At 51.3% G+C, this 17,652-nt stretch carries 16 protein-coding genes; 2 read left to right on the top strand and 14 right to left on the bottom strand.

What is annotated here, in order from left to right:
• Positions 1–52 precede the first annotated feature (52 nt).
• The 12 genes from mrdA to DESHY_RS04145 all read right to left on the bottom strand — a co-directional run bounded on the left by mrdA (position 53) and on the right by DESHY_RS04145 (position 12,195).
• Entirely contained in the window at positions 53–2,029 is a 1,977-nt protein-coding gene (mrdA, locus tag DESHY_RS04200; RefSeq protein ID WP_008410669.1) for a penicillin-binding protein 2, read from the bottom strand.
• 21 nt (positions 2,030–2,050) lie between these two features.
• Complete coding sequence (gene mreD, locus DESHY_RS04195; protein WP_008410666.1) at positions 2,051–2,551, bottom strand: rod shape-determining protein MreD; 501 nt, start codon at positions 2,549–2,551, stop codon at positions 2,051–2,053.
• The gene (gene mreC, locus DESHY_RS04190) at positions 2,551–3,411 is read right to left on the bottom strand and encodes a rod shape-determining protein MreC (protein WP_008410665.1); all 861 of its coding nucleotides are present in this window, start codon (positions 3,409–3,411) and stop codon (positions 2,551–2,553) included. The genes mreD and mreC overlap by 1 nt, the downstream gene beginning before the upstream one ends.
• Positions 3,412–3,425: 14 nt before the next feature.
• Positions 3,426–4,457, bottom strand: a complete 1,032-nt coding sequence (locus DESHY_RS04185; protein WP_008410663.1) for a rod shape-determining protein — start codon at positions 4,455–4,457, stop codon at positions 3,426–3,428.
• Between the two features lie 24 nt (positions 4,458–4,481).
• A complete protein-coding gene (gene radC, locus DESHY_RS04180) occupies positions 4,482–5,165 on the bottom strand; it encodes a RadC family protein (protein ID WP_008410662.1) in 684 nt (227 codons plus the stop codon).
• The gene (locus DESHY_RS04175; protein ID WP_008410660.1) at positions 5,162–5,737 is read right to left on the bottom strand and encodes a Maf family protein; all 576 of its coding nucleotides are present in this window, start codon (positions 5,735–5,737) and stop codon (positions 5,162–5,164) included. The genes radC and DESHY_RS04175 overlap by 4 nt, the downstream gene beginning before the upstream one ends.
• Before the next feature lie 31 nt (positions 5,738–5,768).
• Positions 5,769–6,026 (bottom strand): DUF4321 domain-containing protein, encoded by a 258-nt coding sequence (locus DESHY_RS04170; protein ID WP_048817873.1) that lies wholly within the window; start codon positions 6,024–6,026, stop codon positions 5,769–5,771.
• A 156-nt stretch (positions 6,027–6,182) separates the two neighbouring features.
• Entirely contained in the window at positions 6,183–6,815 is a 633-nt protein-coding gene (locus DESHY_RS04165; RefSeq protein WP_008410657.1) for a redox-sensing transcriptional repressor Rex, read from the bottom strand.
• 346 nt (positions 6,816–7,161) lie between these two features.
• Positions 7,162–8,454, bottom strand: coding sequence for a bifunctional folylpolyglutamate synthase/dihydrofolate synthase (locus tag DESHY_RS04160; protein WP_008410655.1), 1,293 nt, complete (start codon positions 8,452–8,454; stop codon positions 7,162–7,164).
• A gap of 57 nt (positions 8,455–8,511) precedes the next feature.
• Positions 8,512–8,742 carry a type II toxin-antitoxin system HicB family antitoxin gene (locus DESHY_RS04155; protein WP_008410654.1) on the bottom strand — a complete coding sequence of 77 codons (231 nt, stop codon included), beginning with the start codon at positions 8,740–8,742 and terminating at the stop codon, positions 8,512–8,514.
• A 23-nt stretch (positions 8,743–8,765) separates the two neighbouring features.
• Positions 8,766–11,405, bottom strand: a complete 2,640-nt coding sequence (locus tag DESHY_RS04150) for a valine--tRNA ligase (protein WP_008410652.1) — start codon at positions 11,403–11,405, stop codon at positions 8,766–8,768.
• A gap of 334 nt (positions 11,406–11,739) precedes the next feature.
• On the bottom strand, positions 11,740–12,195 hold the full coding sequence (locus DESHY_RS04145) for a TIGR04086 family membrane protein (protein WP_008410650.1): 456 nt from the start codon (positions 12,193–12,195) through the stop codon (positions 11,740–11,742).
• Between the two features lie 135 nt (positions 12,196–12,330).
• Here DESHY_RS04145 and DESHY_RS04140 point away from each other — a divergent pair, with 135 nt between their 5' ends.
• Positions 12,331–13,434: an ABC transporter substrate-binding protein gene (locus tag DESHY_RS04140; protein WP_235695514.1), complete on the top strand. Its 1,104-nt coding sequence runs from the start codon at positions 12,331–12,333 to the stop codon at positions 13,432–13,434.
• Between the two features lie 63 nt (positions 13,435–13,497).
• The gene (locus DESHY_RS04135; protein WP_008410648.1) at positions 13,498–14,574 is read left to right on the top strand and encodes an NAD(P)/FAD-dependent oxidoreductase; all 1,077 of its coding nucleotides are present in this window, start codon (positions 13,498–13,500) and stop codon (positions 14,572–14,574) included.
• A gap of 25 nt (positions 14,575–14,599) precedes the next feature.
• Here the strand turns inward: DESHY_RS04135 and yihA are convergent, their stop codons facing one another.
• Positions 14,600–15,214: a ribosome biogenesis GTP-binding protein YihA/YsxC gene (gene yihA / locus DESHY_RS04130; protein ID WP_008410646.1), complete on the bottom strand. Its 615-nt coding sequence runs from the start codon at positions 15,212–15,214 to the stop codon at positions 14,600–14,602.
• On the bottom strand, positions 15,211–17,640 hold the full coding sequence (gene lon / locus DESHY_RS04125; protein WP_008410645.1) for an endopeptidase La: 2,430 nt from the start codon (positions 17,638–17,640) through the stop codon (positions 15,211–15,213). The genes yihA and lon overlap by 4 nt, the downstream gene beginning before the upstream one ends.
• Between the last annotated feature and the right edge of the window lie 12 nt (positions 17,641–17,652).

Raw genomic sequence — 17,652 nt, 5'->3', positions numbered from 1 at the left:
AAAAAAGAGGCCATAAGCCTCAATATAATACGAAAATTAGACATTATACGGTTTATTCCGGACTGTAAACCACTCTTTGAGGCAGGTTGGCTACGCCAAAGTAAGCAGCAAACAAGTCCCTGGCCACCGGGCCTGCTGCCGATCCGCCGTGCCCGCCATAGTCAATAACGGTGGCCACAGCTACTTCCGGCTTGTCGTAAGGGGCAAAGGCCACAAACAAGGCATGGTTGTCATGGCCAAACACCTCACCGGTACCGGTTTTACCCGCCACTTCAACGGGAAAACCGCTGAAAATGCCGGCAGCGGTACCCACTGTGGTAACCATCCGCATACCTTCCCGGGCTACCTGCAGGGCTTCCGGCTTAACGTCCACCTGTCCTATTTTTTGCGGTTGATATTCCTTAATTACTTTGCCGTCAGGGCTAATAACCTTTTCTACCAGATAAGGCTTCCAGAGGGTGCCGTTGTTGGCAAGGGCGGCAATATAATTGACCAGCTGTAACGGCGTGTACAGGTTGTAACCTTGACCGATGGACATATTCAGCGTGTCATATACCTGCCAGTCTAAATCCCATTTATACTGGTCGTACTGGTTTTGTACCGCCCGCAGTTCCCTTTGTTTGGCTTTTTCCAGTTTCTCACGTTCAGCCGGGTCGACGGCACTTGCCAGCAGAGATTTGTATTTTTCTTCTACAGCTTTAAATTTAGGTCCGTAAATGGCGTCCAAATAGGCTTTATTGCGCTTGTACTTATAATCCGGGGTAGGCACCACACCGGCAGGTTCGCCGGGTATTTCAATGCCGGTACGCTCGCCCAGACCAAACTTGCGGGCATATTTGCCAATCAGGTCAACCCCCAGTAACCGGTGTCCCAGATACCAAAAGTAAGTGTCGCAGGATTCCGAAATGGCCTTACGCATGTCTACCCTGCCATGACCGCCGGGCTTCCAGTCGTTGAAGGCCCGGTCGCCAAAGTGATAATAACCCGGATCGGCGATAGCCCAGGCAGGATCCACTTTACCGGTATCCATTCCGGCAACAGCCAAAATCATTTTAAATGTAGAGGCCGGCGGGTAAAGCTGCAACACCCGGTTGGGCAAGGCCCCGCTTTTTTGCAGATCCTCCCATTGTTTTTGACTTAATCCTTTTATCCAGATGGCCGGGTCGTAAGTGGGGTAGCTGGCCATGGCCCGGATAGCACCGGTTCGTACATCTATCATCACCGTAGCGCCGCCTTTAGACTCGTAGCCCTGTTTGCGCATCAGCAAAACCTGTTTTTCCAGGGACGCTTCGGCGGTTTTTTGCAATTCTGCATCAATGGTTAAAACCAGGTTATTGCCGGGTACCGGTTCTTTAATGCCCAGATCTCTGACCGGCCGGGCCTGGGCATCCACCTCCACCTGCCGGGCCCCGTCCTGCCCCCGCAGGTAGGGTTCAAAAGCGTTTTCCAGACCGTCCTGGCCGTACATGTCACCCAGGCGGTAACCTTTATCCTGGTTCTTTTTCAGCTGCTCCTGTTTAATTTCCTGAACATATCCCAGCACATGAGCCAGCATTGATTTAAAGGGGTAACTTCGCACCGGCTCCACATCAATTACCACGCCGGGCAAATCCAGCCGCTGCTCTTCCAGGACGGTGATGGTTTCCAGCGGGACATCGGTTGCCAACCGCACCGGCTGGTACAGCCGGAGCTGCTGTTCTTCCAATTTTTTCATTATTTCCCTGGGATCCATGCCCAGTATGCCGGCTACCCGGTTAACCACCCGGTCGGTATCCTTTAAGCCCAAATAAACCAGGGAGACCGTATAAACAGGCTTGTTACCAACTATCTTGACACCCTTGCGGTCGTAAATCTCGCCCCGGGGGGCAATGATGGGGTTTAACCTCATATGGTTTTGCTTGGCCAGGGTTTCAAAACGTTGGGTTTCCAGCAACTGCATATATGCCAAACGGCCGATTAAAACTGTAAAAATTACAACAATTAAACAGAGGAGCACACGGGTCTTTTTTTCAATAACTTTTCTGTCCATAAACTCCTCCTCAAACAGGAATTAGTGCTCCCTTTCCCTTAGCCACCCCTTTTCGTAGGAGCTGTAAAATTTCCAATAGGTCAAAGGCACCAAAAGGGCGGTATATACGGCTGCCGGCAACATAACTTGGGCCAAGGCAAAGGAAGGAGCCACTGCAATGTTTAGATAAAATAACAAGGTGTAACAAGCCAGCTGGTTGATTATGGCCACCATAAAGGTGACCAGGGATACTATGATCACGCTCTCTTTGTAAAACCTGGCTTCTGCCAGGCCCACCAGGAAGCCCGCCAGCATTTTGGTAAGGGCGTTTAACCCGATATAACTGCCGGAAAACACATCCTCTGTCAGACCGGCTACAAAACCCAAAAAAGCCCCCTCCCGGGAACCCCGGAGGAAGCCGTTAAACACCACCAGCATTAATACCAGGTCGGGCTTTATCCCGGCCACCTGGAAAAAGGTAAAGATAGTAGATTGTAACAGCAGGGCCATGAAAATTAATAATAAAAAAACTATATTTCGCATTAATTACCCTCCATGGGAGGAAGCAGATCCGGGTTATAGACGGTGGTTATCACCAGCACTTCCTCCAAACGGTGGAGATCAGCAAAGGGAACTACGGTGGCGGTTTTAAACAAACCTGTTGGTTCATCCGAAACGGCAGTAATCTTGCCGATAGGAATCCCCTTGGGGAAGGTGCCCCCGATACCTGAAGTAATAATGGTTTGCCCGTTGGCCAGCTCTGTATCCTTGGGTACATGAATCAGCCTGGTTTCTTCGCTGCCGGCCGTACTCCCCTCCAACACGCCCGGAATACGGGTTTCCTGCACCATTGCTCCCACCCCGCTGCGGGGGTCTGTAATCAGCATTAATTGAGCGGTAGTAGCAGAAACAGCCACAATTTTTCCCACCAGGCCCGCCGGGGTTACCACCGGCATATTCTTTAATATACCATCCTTACTCCCCTTATTCAAGGTAACGACACCAAACCAGTTTCCGGGATCACGCCCAATCACTGCCGCTGTTTTTACACTGAAATTTTGCTGATAGCGGTCCTTATATTGTAACAGTTCCTTAAGTCGCTTGTTTTCTTGTTTCAGCTCTTCCTGCAAATACAGCCGGCCCTTAAGCAGAGATACTTGTTCTTTTAACTCTTTGTTTTCTTCCTCCAGCCGACCCAGGGAAACAATAAACTGAGTCCCGTTGCGCAGGGTGCCGGCCATTTTCATAAGGACACCCTGCACCGGCGCCAAGCTGTCTTTCACAGCTGCTTCCAAGGGTGTTAGCCGGGGACGCTCCAGATGGGTAAAACGCATCACCAGCAGGGTAACCCCTACCAAAACGGTTAGCAAAAAAAAGTTCTTATAAGATACAAACCGGGGCAAACCTTCTCACACCCTTAGGCTAACTTTTTCGGTTGGATTAACACACGTCTTAATACATCGATATTTTCCAGCACCCTGCCCGAGCCATAGGCCACGGCCAACAGGGGTTCTTCAGCCAAATGCACCGGCATACCGGTTTGATCGCTGACCAAACGGTCAAGCCCCCGCAGCAGGGAGCCGCCGCCGGCCATCACAATGCCCCTGTCCATAATATCTGCCGCCAGCTCCGGGGGGGTTTTTTCCAGGGTTACCTTAATAGCTTCCAGGATAGCGGCCACCGGTTCAGACAACGCTTTATAAATTTCCGTGGAGGTGATTTGCAGGGTTTTGGGCAAACCGGATACCAGGTCGCGGCCCCTGATTTCCTCGGTTTCCTCCACCTCCAAGGGGTAGGCGGTGCCGATATTGATCTTAATTTGCTCCGCAGTACGCTCGCCAATCATTAAATTATAGGTGCGTTTAACGTGCTGGATTATGGCATCATCCATCTCATCCCCGGCAATACGGATAGACTTGCTGGTAACAATGCCGCCCAGAGAGATCACAGCCACTTCGGTGGTGCCGCCCCCGATATCCACAATCATATTACCGGTGGGTTCATGTACCGGCAAACCGGCGCCAATGGCTGCCGCCATGGGCTCCTCAATAAGATAAGCCTCTCTGGCCCCGGCCTGCAGGGCAGCCTCACGCACCGCCCGTTCTTCCACCGCTGTCACGCCGGAAGGCACGCTGACTACCACCCTTGGCTTAACAATAAAGGAACGCCCCCGCAGGGCTTTATTAATGAAATATTTAATCATGCTTTGGGTAACGTCAAAATCAGCAATAACACCGTCTTTCATGGGACGGATAGCCACAATGTTGCCAGGGGTACGGCCGATCATTTGCTTGGCCTCCTCCCCAACAGCCAGCACATGGCCGGTTTCTCTTTGAATAGCCACCACCGAAGGTTCTCTCAGAACAATGCCTTTGCCTTTTACATAAACCAGAGAGTTGGCGGTGCCTAAATCTATGCCCATGTCCTTGGAAAACATACCAAGTTTCATTTTTTCGTCCTCCCTTAGGGTTTGTTAGATTAATCCTTGCGATTTCATGCTGGCAAATCTATTATCTCCAATTACGATATGGTCTAGGACATCAATACCAAGAATTTGTCCTGCTTCCACCAACCTTTTAGTAAGGGCAATATCCTCCCGGCTGGGTGTCGGGTCGCCACTGGGATGATTGTGCAATAAAATGAGGGATGCCGCACTGCGTCGGATGGCAACCTTAAACAGTTCCCGCGGATGCACCACCGAAGAACTTAAGGTGCCGATAGAAATGGTTTCCCTGGCCAGCACCTGGTTTTTGGTATTAAGAAGCAAGGCTTGAAAGTACTCCCGGTCTTTATTCCTTAAATCTTCCATAACCAGTGCGCACACATCCTCGGGACAGCGAATCACCGGCCGTTCCTCCGCCGGCAAGGCCGCCAGCCTTTTGCCCAGTTCCAGGGCAGCCTTGACCTGAACAGCTTTAACCGGCCCCACTCCTTTTACTTGACTTAATTCTTCGATGGTGGCCTGGGCAAGGGAACGCAGGTCGTTAAAACGGCTAAAAATTTCCGCCGCCAGTTCCATGGCTGAAGTTTTGGCCGTGCCGGTACGCAGCATAATGGCTAGTAAATCAATATCAGAAAGACTGGCCGCCCCTTCTTTAAGCATACGCTCCCGGGGTCTTTGTTCCGGGGGCAATTGGCGCATCACCGGATAAGTCATATAATTTCGACTCCAAACAGTTTTAATGAGTCTGCCAGTTTTGCCACCGGCAGGCCAACCACATTAAAATAACAGCCTGCAATGCCTTCAACAAAGACGGCTGCCTTGCCTTGTACCGCGTAGGCGCCGGCTTTATCCATAGGTTCCCCGGTATTTACATAACGCTCAATTTGTTTTATGGTTAAAGGTTTAAACCGCACGGTTGTTACCTGGTGGGTTACCACCCTTTGGCCGGTGCCGGCATCAATAACCGCCAACCCGGTATATACCTCGTGGCTTCTGCCCTGTAAACTTTGCAGCATTTGTACCGCTTCCTGCCGGTGGGTCGGTTTGCCCAGGGGCTTGTTATCCAAAACCACAATAGTATCCGCCCCGATCACCAAACCTTCGCCACATTGAGCAGCCACAGCGGTTGCTTTGCGCAGTGCCAGCTGTTCTGCCTGCTGAGCCACCGGCAAGGTTTCATCAAATGTTTCATCTACATCACTAACCCTCACCTCAAAAGGCAGCCCCAGGTTGGCCAGCAGTTCCCGGCGCCGGGGTGAGGCAGAGGCAAGTATAATCGGCCGCACAAGGTTACCCCCTGTATCTGCAATTAATCAGCTATAGTTTGCGGTAGGCTAAAAAACCAAGCAACATGCCCAGCCCTGTCACAGGGCCCAGCGACATGGTGATACCAAAAGAAATCTTGAGAAAGTGCAAATTAACAGTGGTATTGTTCAAACCAATGGTTGTAAAATTTTTTAATACCGGCAGGTAAGGTGCCGCCGCTTGCCCCAGGGCACTGCCGATAACGCCCCCAGACAACAATAAGATTATTAAACTGAGCGGACCTTTGCCGGTGCGAAACGTCTTGCTCATAGCTTCACCTGTCAGGAAAGGATTGGAATTACTTCTTATAAGTTTATCATCCACCCTTTTATCTGACAAGCAATTACAGGTACTTTAGTTGTCCCCGCAGCAGATAGAAATATCCCTAAAAATTTTGAAGGTGGGCAAAGCCCACCATTAATTGATTTATTTTTCCTTCAGCGCCAGGTTAAAGGTTAATATCTCCAGTTTAACCGAAAGATCCACATTCCTGACTTCTATATGATCAGGCAGGTTAAGGGAGATGGGAGCAAAGTTAAGGATTGCCTCCAAGCCTGCCTTTACCATAATGTCTGCAATTTCCTGGGCCGCTTTAGCAGGCACCGCAATAATTCCTATGCGAACGTTGCTCTCTTTTACCACCCTGGGCAGTTCCTCCAGGGGAAGCACCTCTAAATCAGCTATCCGCTTACCTATTTTGGTCAGGTCGTTGTCAAAGACCCCTACAATGGTAAAACCGCGGTCTTTAAACTCCTTATAAGTTACCAGGGCGGAACCAAGATTGCCTGCCCCCACCATTACCAGGTTCCAGGGTTCCGACAAGCCCAGTATTTTTACAGTGTAGCGGATTAGATCCTTAACATTATAACCTACGCCCCGGGTGCCGAACTCGCCAAAGTAAGCCAGGTCTTTGCGCACCTGAGCCGGGCTTACCCCAACCCCTTCGGCAATATCGCCTGAAGAAACTGTGGTTATACCCTTTTTGTCCAGCCTTTTTAAAAACCTGGAGTATATCGATAACCTAGTTATGGTTGCTTCCGGGATCTTGAGTGCTTTCACCAGGTCCCCTCCCTTATCCGAAAATATTATCATATCATTTCATTGCTGTTATTTTTCCGGCTAATTTATATTTAATATTATAGTGCCAAACCTGCAGGTTGCAAAGGGCATTTGTGAATCTTATGACATTACTTTTTTATGCAAAGTTCAAATTTTGTCGCTGACATGACAATTTTACAGTGTTATTTATGACCGTTTTCGACATTTATATAGGTATTATAACATTTTATGTTATTTTTTGCAGATAATATTTTTTTCTATTTGAATAGCATTGTGCCTGATTGTTTTTTCACATAAACATTAAAAATCACTCCGGCATGGTTGTCCGAAGTGATTTAAGTTAAGATTATTTTTTCAACAAAGCGGACCGGGCGTCTGCCACCATGTACAGTGAGCCGGTGATGCAAACCACATCGGCTGCACCGGCTTTCGCCAAGGCGCGGTTGACGGCCTGCGGCACTTCTTCAACAATTTCAACATTGGGCAGGTATTTTTTGACATACTCAGCCAGCCGGTACCAGTCACCTGCCCGGGGGTGGCCGGGCCGGGTAACGATTACTGCTTTGGCCAGCGGGGCCAGCTCATCCACCACTTGCTGCCTTTGTTTGTCTGCCAGCATGCCCAGTACAAAAATAACCTGCCGGTTGGCGAAATATTCCTGCAAAGCCTGCCGCAACGCTTGGGCACCCGCATGATTATGGGCTCCGTCCAGCAAAACGGTGGGGTTTTGACCAACCACCTCCAGGCGGCCCGGCCATTCAACCCTGCGTAGTCCTTCTTCCACCACAGCAGCCGGCAGCCTACGGCAGCCGGAAAACAATGTTTCTACCGCCGCCACCGCGGTAGCGGCGTTAATCTGCTGGTGCCGGCCCAGCAGCGGCAGCTTGATATGGTAGTTATGGTACTGCCCGTTAATAACCAACTGCCGGCAGCCCCCCTGGCCAGGCGACTGCCCGGTATGCCAGGATACCTCTCGGCCCACCGTAACCAGCCTGCTTTGGTTGGCTGCCGCCACCTGTCGTATCACTTCCAGTGCGGTTCCCGTGGCAGCCGTAACCACCGGCACACCCTTTTTAATGATGCCCGCCTTCACCCGGGCAATTTCTTCCACTGTCTGGCCTAAAAGGTCCATATGGTCCAGAGCCACATTGGTAATAACCGATACCTGCGGAATAACTACGTTGGTTGAATCAATGGCGCCTCCCAGCCCCACCTCCAGAGCCACGTAATCAACTTGTTGCCTGGCAAAGTAAAGGAGAGCCAGGGCGGTGCTCACTTCAAATTCGGTGGGGTGTTCAAAGCCCTCTTTAACCATATCATCCAAGTGCGGGCGAATTTCTGAAATTAATTCAGCCAATTGGCTTGGTGCAACAGGCTGACCGTTAATGATGAAGCGCTCGGTGTAGCTGTGCAAGTGGGGCGAGGTAAACATGCCTGTTTTAAACCCCGCTGCCCTTAATATGCTGCTGATCATGGCTGTGGTGGAGCCTTTGCCGTTTGTTCCGCCGATATGGATAATCTTTAAGTGCCGGTGGGGATTGCCCAACCGCCGCAACAGTTCCCGGATACGGTCCAGGCCCAGATTCATGCCGAATTTGGTCAGCCCTTTAAGGTATTGTATAGCCTGGTGGTAATTCAAGTGCCTTATCCTTTCTGTATCAAGTTAGCTATAGCGGCCGGCGCATATGGTTGCTGTTTAATGTCCGTCGTTTTCAATTAAGAAGTACTTGATGGCTTCCTTAAAGTTTTCCACGGCCTCCTCTATGGTGGCGCCGCGAGAAGCACAGCCCGGCACGTCCGGCGTTACGGCATAGTAACCGCCGTCCTCACAATCTTCATGCACCTGCACCCGAATGCGTACTTTTATTTCGCCTTCCAAACCACCCTTGGGCAGGGGCGAAAGAAATTCTTCAAATTGCAGCGGCATTTTGCACACCTCACCTTTTATCATTAGCTCAACATGGCCAGGCGGTCCTGCAAGGCCCGGACTTTCATGGTGAGCTCCTGCTCCTTGGCCCGCTCCTTTTCAATAACTTCTGCCGGAGCTTTAGCCAGAAAACCTTGGTTGTTCAGCTTGCCCTGCACCCGGGCCAGCTCGCCCTGCACGGATTTTAATTCTTTGTTTATGCGGGCCAGCTCTTTTTCCAGGTCAATTAAGCCTTTCAAGGGCACAAAAATCTCTACCCCGCGGGTCACCGCACCGGCGGACTGCTCCGGCTTTTGCTGCAGGGCAACCAGCACTTGCACCTGAGTGTTGGCCAGCCCCTGGATATAGGCGGTATTCCTTTCCAGGATACTGCGGTAGTAAGAGTCACCGGCAACCAGCAGGGACTCGGCCTTTTTACCCGGCGGCACGTTCATTTCCCCCCGAATCCGGCGGATGGCGGTAATAACTTCAATTAATACAGCCATTTCTTTCTCTGCGGTTTCATCATGCAGGCGGTCATCCGGGGTAGGCCAGGGGGCCAGCATGACGGTTTCTCCCCGGTGAGGCAGTTTCTGCCAGATTTCTTCGGTAATGAAGGGCATGAAAGGGTGCAGCAATTCCAGGGTCTGCCGCAACACTTGCACCAATACCTGCTGGGCTGTAATGCGGTCGCCCGGGGTGGTTTTGCCAAATAAGCGCGGTTTGGCCAGCTCAATATACCAATCGCAAAACTCGCTCCAGATAAAATCATACAGCACCCGGGCCGCTTCACCCAATTCGTAACGCTCAAGGTAATCGGTAACCTGGCTAACGGCACCCTGCAGGCGGCTTAAAATCCAGCGATCCGCCAGGGTATATGGTTCTCCCTGGGCAGCCGGGTCATAATCGCCCAGGTTCATCATGACAAAACGGGAAGCATTCCATAACTTGTTGGCAAAATTCCGGGCACCGTCCAACCGTTCAAAATGGAAGCGCAGGTCGTTGCCCGGGGTATTGCCGGTTATCAGCATAAACCGCAGGGAATCAGCCCCGTGGCTTTCTATAACATCCAGGGGGTCCACCCCGTTGCCCAGGGACTTGCTCATTTTGCGTCCCAGGGAATCCAGCACCAGCCCGTGGATGAAGACTTCTTTAAAGGGCTCCTGATCCATAAAGCGCAGGCCGGAAAATATCATGCGGGCCACCCAGAAGAAAATAATGTCACGGCCGGTGACCAGTACCGAAGTAGGATAAAAATGCTCCAGCTCGGGCGTCTTATCAGGCCAGCCCAGGGTTGAAAAGGGCCACAGGGCCGATGAAAACCAGGTATCCAGCACGTCAGGGTCTTGTTCTGTCTGCCCGCCGCATTTAACACAACGGTTTACCGGGGTAAGGGAAGCGGTAATTTCACCGCAATCCTGGCAGTAATACACCGGTATACGATGACCCCACCAAAGCTGACGGGATATGCACCAATCACGGATGTTCTCCATCCAATTCAAGTATATTTTAGTAAATCGTTCCGGAATAAAAGTAATGCGGCCCTCTTTTACAGCCTGAATGGCCGGTTCAGCCAGGGGTCTCATTTTTACAAACCATTGTTTAGACAGCATGGGTTCAATGGCTGTGTTGCAGCGGTAGCAATGCCCCACTGCGTGGCTGATATCTTCTGTTTTCACCAGGTAACCCATTTTTTCCAGGTCGCGCACAATTTGTTTGCGGCATTCCCAGCGATCCAAACCCTGGTATTGACCGGCTTGTTCATTCATTTTGCCGTATTTGTCAATAACCACAACCTCAGGCAGCCCGTGCCGGCGGCCAATTTCAAAGTCGTTAGGATCATGGGCCGGTGTCATCTTAACTGCACCGGTACCAAAGGCAGGATCACAGTAGTCATCTGCAATTACCGGCAATTCCCGCCCTACAATGGGCAGCAGCAAGGTTTTGCCCACCAGGTGCCGGTAGCGTTCGTCCTCGGGGTTAACGGCAACCGCCACGTCACCCAGCATGGTTTCCGGCCGGGTGGTGGCAATAACTATATATTCGTCCGGGTTATCCTTGGCGGGATATTTAATGTAGTACAGCTGCCCGGGTTTATCCTGGTGTTCCACCTCGATGTCTGAAATGGTGGTCTGGCAGTGAGGACACCAGTTGGTAATATAGTAATCCCGGTAAATCAAGCCCTGCTCAAACAATCGCACAAAAACTTCCAGTACTGCCCGGGAACAGCCTGCGTCCATGGTAAAGCGCTCCCGATCCCAGTCGCAGGAGGCACCCAGACGGCGCAACTGGGTGGTAATGCGGTTACCGTATTGTTCCTTCCAGGCCCATACCCGCTCCAAAAACTTTTCCCGGCCCAGGTCGTATTTAGACAGTCCTTCTTTCGCCAGTTGTTCTTCCACTTTTGCCTGGGTGGCAATACCCGCATGGTCAGTACCTGGCACCCACAAGGCATTATAGCCCTGCATGCGGCGCCAGCGGGTTAATATATCCTGCAGAGTATTGTCCAGGGCATGTCCCATATGCAGCTGCCCGGTAACGTTAGGCGGCGGCATGATAATGCAGAAGGGGGTTTTATCCTTCTCCACAGAGGCTGCAAAATACTTGTTGTTTTCCCAGTGACGGTACCATTTGTCTTCCACCTCACCCGGATTATACACGGTTGGTATGTTTTGTTCGGCCACGCTGATCACTGCTCCTTTTATATTGATAGCTGTAAAAAATAAAGCTCCCGTCCAATTCAAGGACGGAAGCTGTTTTCCGCGGTACCACCTTGTTTCCACCCACCGGCCAAACCATATGGGGGTGGCAGCTCAACGGGCTGTAACGGGCCATCCCGGCCAAGGCCTACTGGTTTGGTTCAGCCTGGCGTCTCCGGGGCTACATCCTGGGGCTTTGGACAGAAGGCCTTACAGCCATGGGCCTTCCTCTCTGCGACCAAAAAAATCCCGGAACTCCCCTTCTTCGACTTTACCTACCCAATAGTTTAATCTCTTTCATGCTTGGTGTCAACATGGCCTATTTGCCAGGATTAAGGTATCTTCGTTGTACTGCACGCTTTCTTACAGCAGGCAGGTTAACACCCAGGATGCCCCCGGCCGCCCCCAGCAGGGCCATAGCCAGCGGCAGCAAAACCGGGTCCGGTGCAGGCAATCCCATCAAGGCACCAAAGGCAACAAAGATTATACCGTAAAGCAGCCCGGTCATGCCGCCGTGCTGCCAGCCCCGGATACCCGCCGCCGCACCGGCACCGCAGCCTCCCAGGGCGGCGGAGGCCAGAATGGTAAGCAGGACAGCGGTAGAAAATTGATAAACCGGCTGATTGGTAATCAGCACCACAAAGCCCATCATTAAAAATACTGCCAGAGTAACGCTGAAGGCCTGAGCCAGGCCTGTCCCGACCGCTCCCTTTTTAAAGGGCCTGTCCCCTTTTACCCCCTGTTTTTGCCAGTGTACAAAGGTTAGTCTGCCCATCCCTTCAAACCCCCTTATATAATTCTCTTACATATGTATGCTGCTCAGGCAAAAATATGCCTTAAAACCAAAATATAGTTATGGAACATGATTTTGCCCCATAAACATAATAAAAAAGCATTTGCCGGAAAGGGGTTGGTCTTTCTGAAAAAATACGGCAGGTGGCTTGTGCTGGCGCTGCTGCTGGCGCTGATGGCCGGCCTTGGCGCACACGGGGTGAAAACTTACCTTTTATACAGTAAAGAGCCGGCTCAGCCGGCTGTCATCAAAGTGGGGGAACTGGAACGGTCATTGCTGGGATTGCCCCATTATGTTGCTCTGGCCCAGGGTTTTTACCGCGAGCAAAACCTCCAGGTAACATCTTTTGTGTTGGATAAGTCAACTCAAGCAGACCTGCAGTTGTCAAACCGGGCTGATGTTTACCTGGGCAACCTTTGCCAAGCGGTCTTTACCCGTCCCCTGGGAACCGGTGCAGAACTGGTGGCCCTGGCCGGGTTGGCCCGCCTGGAAGGGTCTTTTCTCCTGGGGCGTCAAATAAATCAGCCCTTTACCTGGAATAGCTTGAAAAAGAAAAGCATCCTGGGGGATGCTCCCGACAGCCAGGCCAACATTGTTTTGGAAGAAGCTCTCCGGCAAAATAAACTGGCCCTGCAGCATCAGGTTATTATTATCCAAAACCTGCCGCCTGATTTAAAGGAGGGAGCCTTTGAGGCCGGGGTCGGCCATTTTGTCCAACTGCCCGAACCGCAGGCTACTTTCACCGAACAAAAAGGATTTGGCCAAAAAGCCGTCTTTCTGGGCGGAGCGGTAAACCCAATACCTTCTCTGGCTCTGCTGGCGCCGCCGGCTTATCCGGCCGAACACAGCAGACAGTGCCAGCAGTTGGTTAACGGTTTGTGCAAAGGGCTGCTCTGGCTGGATTATCACAGCGCGGCTGAAGCAGCCAAGGCGGTGGCCCGCTATTTTCCCGAGCTGGACCACCAAACCTTAACCGGCATCATTGATCAATATAAAAAGCTGGGCCTGTGGGGTAAAAGCCCCCTCATCGGGCAGCCGGAATATGAAAGTTTGCAGTTGTATGTAAAAAAAGCCGGTGAATTAAGCAATCCGGTAAGCTATCAGGACGGCGTGTATGCAAAATTTGCCAAAAAGGCGGCCAAGACGGTAGAATATGTACCGCCGTCCCGGCAACAGGAAAAAACCTGGTGGGAGAAACTTAAAACCCTTGATTTTAAGTAAGAAATAATCAAAGCGTTGACGGGCACACTATAAATAACAGACTGTTATCGGAGGTGCCCCCCCTTGCGCGTTGCCATTATCGGGGCCGGCGTGTCCGGCCTGGCCTGTGCCCACGAATTGGAGCGGCTGGGCCTTGTCCCGGATATTTTTGAAGAACGACCCCGCTGCGGCGAGCTTTTTCCTCATGTGGCCGGTATTCTGCAATTGATGCACCGGCCGGTGCGGGATCCCTTGGTGTGGTTAGAAAAAGATTATTATATTAAGATCCAACCGCTGGCCGTCTGGAAAAAAATTACCATGCACGCGCCCAAGGTTAAAGGAGTTGCCCGTTCGGGCAAATTTGGCTACTTCGTGGAACGGGGGCAAAGCCACCGTTCCCTGGAAACCCAGTTGGCCCACAGCCTCCGCAGCCGGATTCATTTTAACTGTCGCGCCGATTACTCAGCCCTGGCCAGGGAGTATGATTATGTGGTGGTAGCCACCGGCAACCGGCAGATTCCCGCAACCCTTGGCCTATGGAAAGACATTTTCAGTACCAAAGTCAGAGGAGCGGTTGTGCAAGGCAAGTTTGACCCGGAAGAACTGATCATGTGGGTAGACAACGATTATGCCAAAGGAGCGTATGCCTATTTAACCGCCTTTAACACTGACCGGGCCAGCTTGGTGCTGATTTACGCCAATGCCAAACCGGAAGAAATGGAAGGATACTGGTCTGATTTTTTAAAGAAAGAAAATCTTAATTATCACATTGAAGAAAATTTTTTGCTGGAGCATGTGTCCGGTACGGTTTACCCCCATCAGGTGGGAAATGTTATTCTGGTGGGTACGGCCGGCGGTTTTATGGAATCTTTTCTGGGCTTTGGCACGGTTTCTTCTTTGCGCAGCGGTATCCTGGCGGCCCGGGCCATTAAACAAAACCGTAGTTTTACCAAGATGGTTAATGAATTAGATTTGGAAATGAAAAGATCTGTCCGTTTGCGGGAAATTATCAACACCATGGACAATAACGATTATGACCGGTTGGTTGCCACCGCCACCTTTCCTGTGATTAAACAGTTAATTTACAATACCAATTTCCCGATTTTAAAATATGCCGGCGATATTTTTCAATTTATTCGCAACTGGGGCGGCAAGCTCTAACAAAAAAACGCCGGCTTAACCGGCGTTACTCTTGTTCAGTATTTCTTGGCTGATCAGCCTGAAGCCAGTCTTTAATAACATCCAGCAGCTCATCCCTTCCCCGGCCGGTTTCTGCGGAAAAGGCAATTAAAGAATGTTCCGGCGCCAGGGACAGGGTTTTTTTAATTACTGACTGCTGCTTGGCCCATTGATTGTTAGACAGCTTATCTGCCTTGGTGGCCACCACCGCCGCCGGCAGCCGGTAATACTGCAGCCACCGGTACATTTGAATATCCTGGGCTGTGGGGGTATGGCGGCAGTCCAACAGCAGGCATACACCACGCAGGTTTTCCCTGTTTTTCAGGTAGCCTTCTATCATTTTGCCCCACCTGGCCTTAACTTCTTCCGGCACCCTGGCATAGCCGTAGCCAGGCAGGTCAACCATGATAAATCGGTCATTAATTTTAAAAAAATTAATCAGTTGCGTCCTGCCCGGCGTACTGCTGGTTCTGGCCAAACCTTTACGGTTAACCAGGCGGTTGATGAGAGATGACTTGCCTACATTGGAACGCCCGACAAAGGCTATTTCCGGTAAATCCCCCGGGGGATAACCCCCGGGGTTAACTGCACTGGTTAGAAACTCAGCGGCAACTATTTTCACGACGGTAACTGGGTTCCTCCTTGCGGCTGGACTTCCTGGTGGTTCATGGTCGGCAAGTGAGCGTCATCCAGGGCAGCTGCCGCTTCCGGCTCTACCACAGCTTCAGCTGCCTCTTTTTCCAGCAGGGCAAGATCAAGCACTTGGTCCATATGATCAACCAGTTTGAACTCCAGCTGCTTTTTAATGTTTTGGGGTATTTCTTCCAGATCCTTTTTGTTATCCAGCGGCAACACAATTACTTTATTGCCCGCCCGGTGCGCAGCCATAACTTTTTCTTTAATGCCGCCCACCGGCAGCACCCGCCCCCGCAGGGTAATTTCGCCGGTCATCGCCACTTCGTGGCGCACCTTGCGTCCGGTAAGTACCGAAGCCATAGCGGTGGCCATGGTAATGCCTGCCGAAGGACCGTCCTTGGGAATGGCTCCCTCCGGAATGTGGATGTGTAAGTCCCACTTTTCAAACAGCTCCTGGTCTATGCCTAAATCCTGGGCCCGGCTGCGCACATAGCTGTAGCCGGCCTGGGCGGATTCTTTCATTACATCGCCCAGCTTGCCGGTCAGGGTCAGGCGACCATTGCCTTTATAGGTGGTTACTTCGATCACCAGTGTGTCGCCGCCCACTTCGGTCCAGGCCAGGCCGGTAACAATCCCCACCTCATCGTTTTTCTCCGCCACCCCGTAGCGGTAGCGGGGAATCCCCAAAAATTGCTCCAGGTTTTGCGCCGTAATTTTAACTTTAGCTGCCTCACCGGCCACAATTTTCTTGGCGGTTTTCCGGCAAAGGGTAGCAATTTTGCGTTCCAGGTTGCGCACCCCGGACTCTCGGGTATACTCCCGAATCACTTTCAGGATGGTGTTATCCGAAACGCCAATCATTTCACCCGTCAGACCGTGTTCCTTAATTTGCTTGGGCAGCAGGTGGCGCTTAGCAATTTGCAATTTTTCATCTTCAGTATACCCAGAAATCTGAATAACTTCCATACGATCCAGCAGTGGGCGGGGAATGGACCACATGTTGTTGGCGGTAGTAATGAACATTACGTTGGAAAGATCAAAGGGTGTTTCAATGTAATGATCGCTGAAGGTGCTGTTTTGTTCCGGATCCAACACTTCCAGCAGCGCCGCAGCCGGATCACCCCGAAAATCACTGGCCATCTTGTCGATTTCATCCAGCAGAAAAACAGGGTTTTTGGAACCGGCATTGCGCATTCCCTGGATAATCCGGCCCGGCATGGCGCCCACATAGGTCCGCCGGTGGCCCCTGATTTCAGCTTCATCCCGCACACCGCCCAGAGAAATGCGGACAAACTTGCGATCCAAGGCGCGAGCGATAGAACGGCCCAGGGAGGTTTTACCCACCCCCGGCGGGCCTACCAGGCAGAGGATAGGGCCTTTCATTTTCTTAGCCAACTTACGAATGGCCAGGTATTCAATAATTCTTTCTTTGGGATCCTTCAACCCATAGTGGTCGTTATCCAGCACTTCCTGGGCGGCTTTAATATCAATACGATCCCTGGTGCTCTTGCTCCAAGGAAGGCTCAAAAGCCAGTCCAGGTAATTGCGCACCACTGTGGCTTCCGCCGCCATGGGCGGCATTTTTTCCAGGCGGTCTACTTCCTTAAGGGCTTTCTCCTCAGCCTCTTTAGGCAATTTGGCTTTGGCAATTTTTTCCCGCAGTTCCTCACACTCGGCTACCCGTTCGTCCTTTTCTCCCAGTTCTTTTTGGATCGCCTTCATTTGTTCCCTGAGGTAATATTCCTTCTGGGTTTTTTCCATTTGTTTGCGAACCCGGATGTTAATCTTTCTTTCCAGCTCAACAATTTCCAGCTCTCTGGCAACGATGGCGCAGAGTTTTTCCAGCCGATCGACGATTTCAACCGCTTCCAGTACTTTTTGCTTATCCTCAATACGCAGTGCCAAGTGAGAAGCAATAATATCCGCCAGGCGTCCCGGTTCTTCCAGGTTAACTACCGAAACCACAGTTTCCGGGGGAATGCGTTTGGATAGTTTTACATATTGCTCAAACTGGTAAACCAGACTGCGCATGAGGGCTTCAATTTCAGGGTTTTTCTCAAATTCTTCGCTGTACTGCTCAATTTCCACCCTAAAATATGGTTCCATGTGTTGATATTGAACAATGCGGGCCCGGGCAATGCCCTCCACCAGCACCCTGATGGTGCCGCCAGGCAGTTTTAGCAGCTGCTTAACTTCAGCCACGGTCCCTACCTGGTAAATATCGTCTGCTGTCGGCTCATCGGTCTGGGCTTCTTTTTGGGTGGCCAGAAAAATTATTCTGTCTTGTACCATGGCTTCTTCTATGGCCTGCACCGATTTTTCCCGACCCACGTCCAGGTGAATAACCATATAAGGAAATACCAGAATACCCCGCAGAGGAAGCAGAGGTAGAGATTTTATTACGGAATTCACTGCTGCACCTCC

The sequence above is a fragment of the Desulforamulus hydrothermalis Lam5 = DSM 18033 genome (assembly GCF_000315365.1).
Taxonomy (GTDB): Bacteria; Bacillota; Desulfotomaculia; order Desulfotomaculales; family Desulfotomaculaceae; genus Desulfotomaculum; species Desulfotomaculum hydrothermale.
Note: the sequence above shows the minus strand (reverse complement) of the source record. Positions and strands in the feature narration are given on the sequence as shown.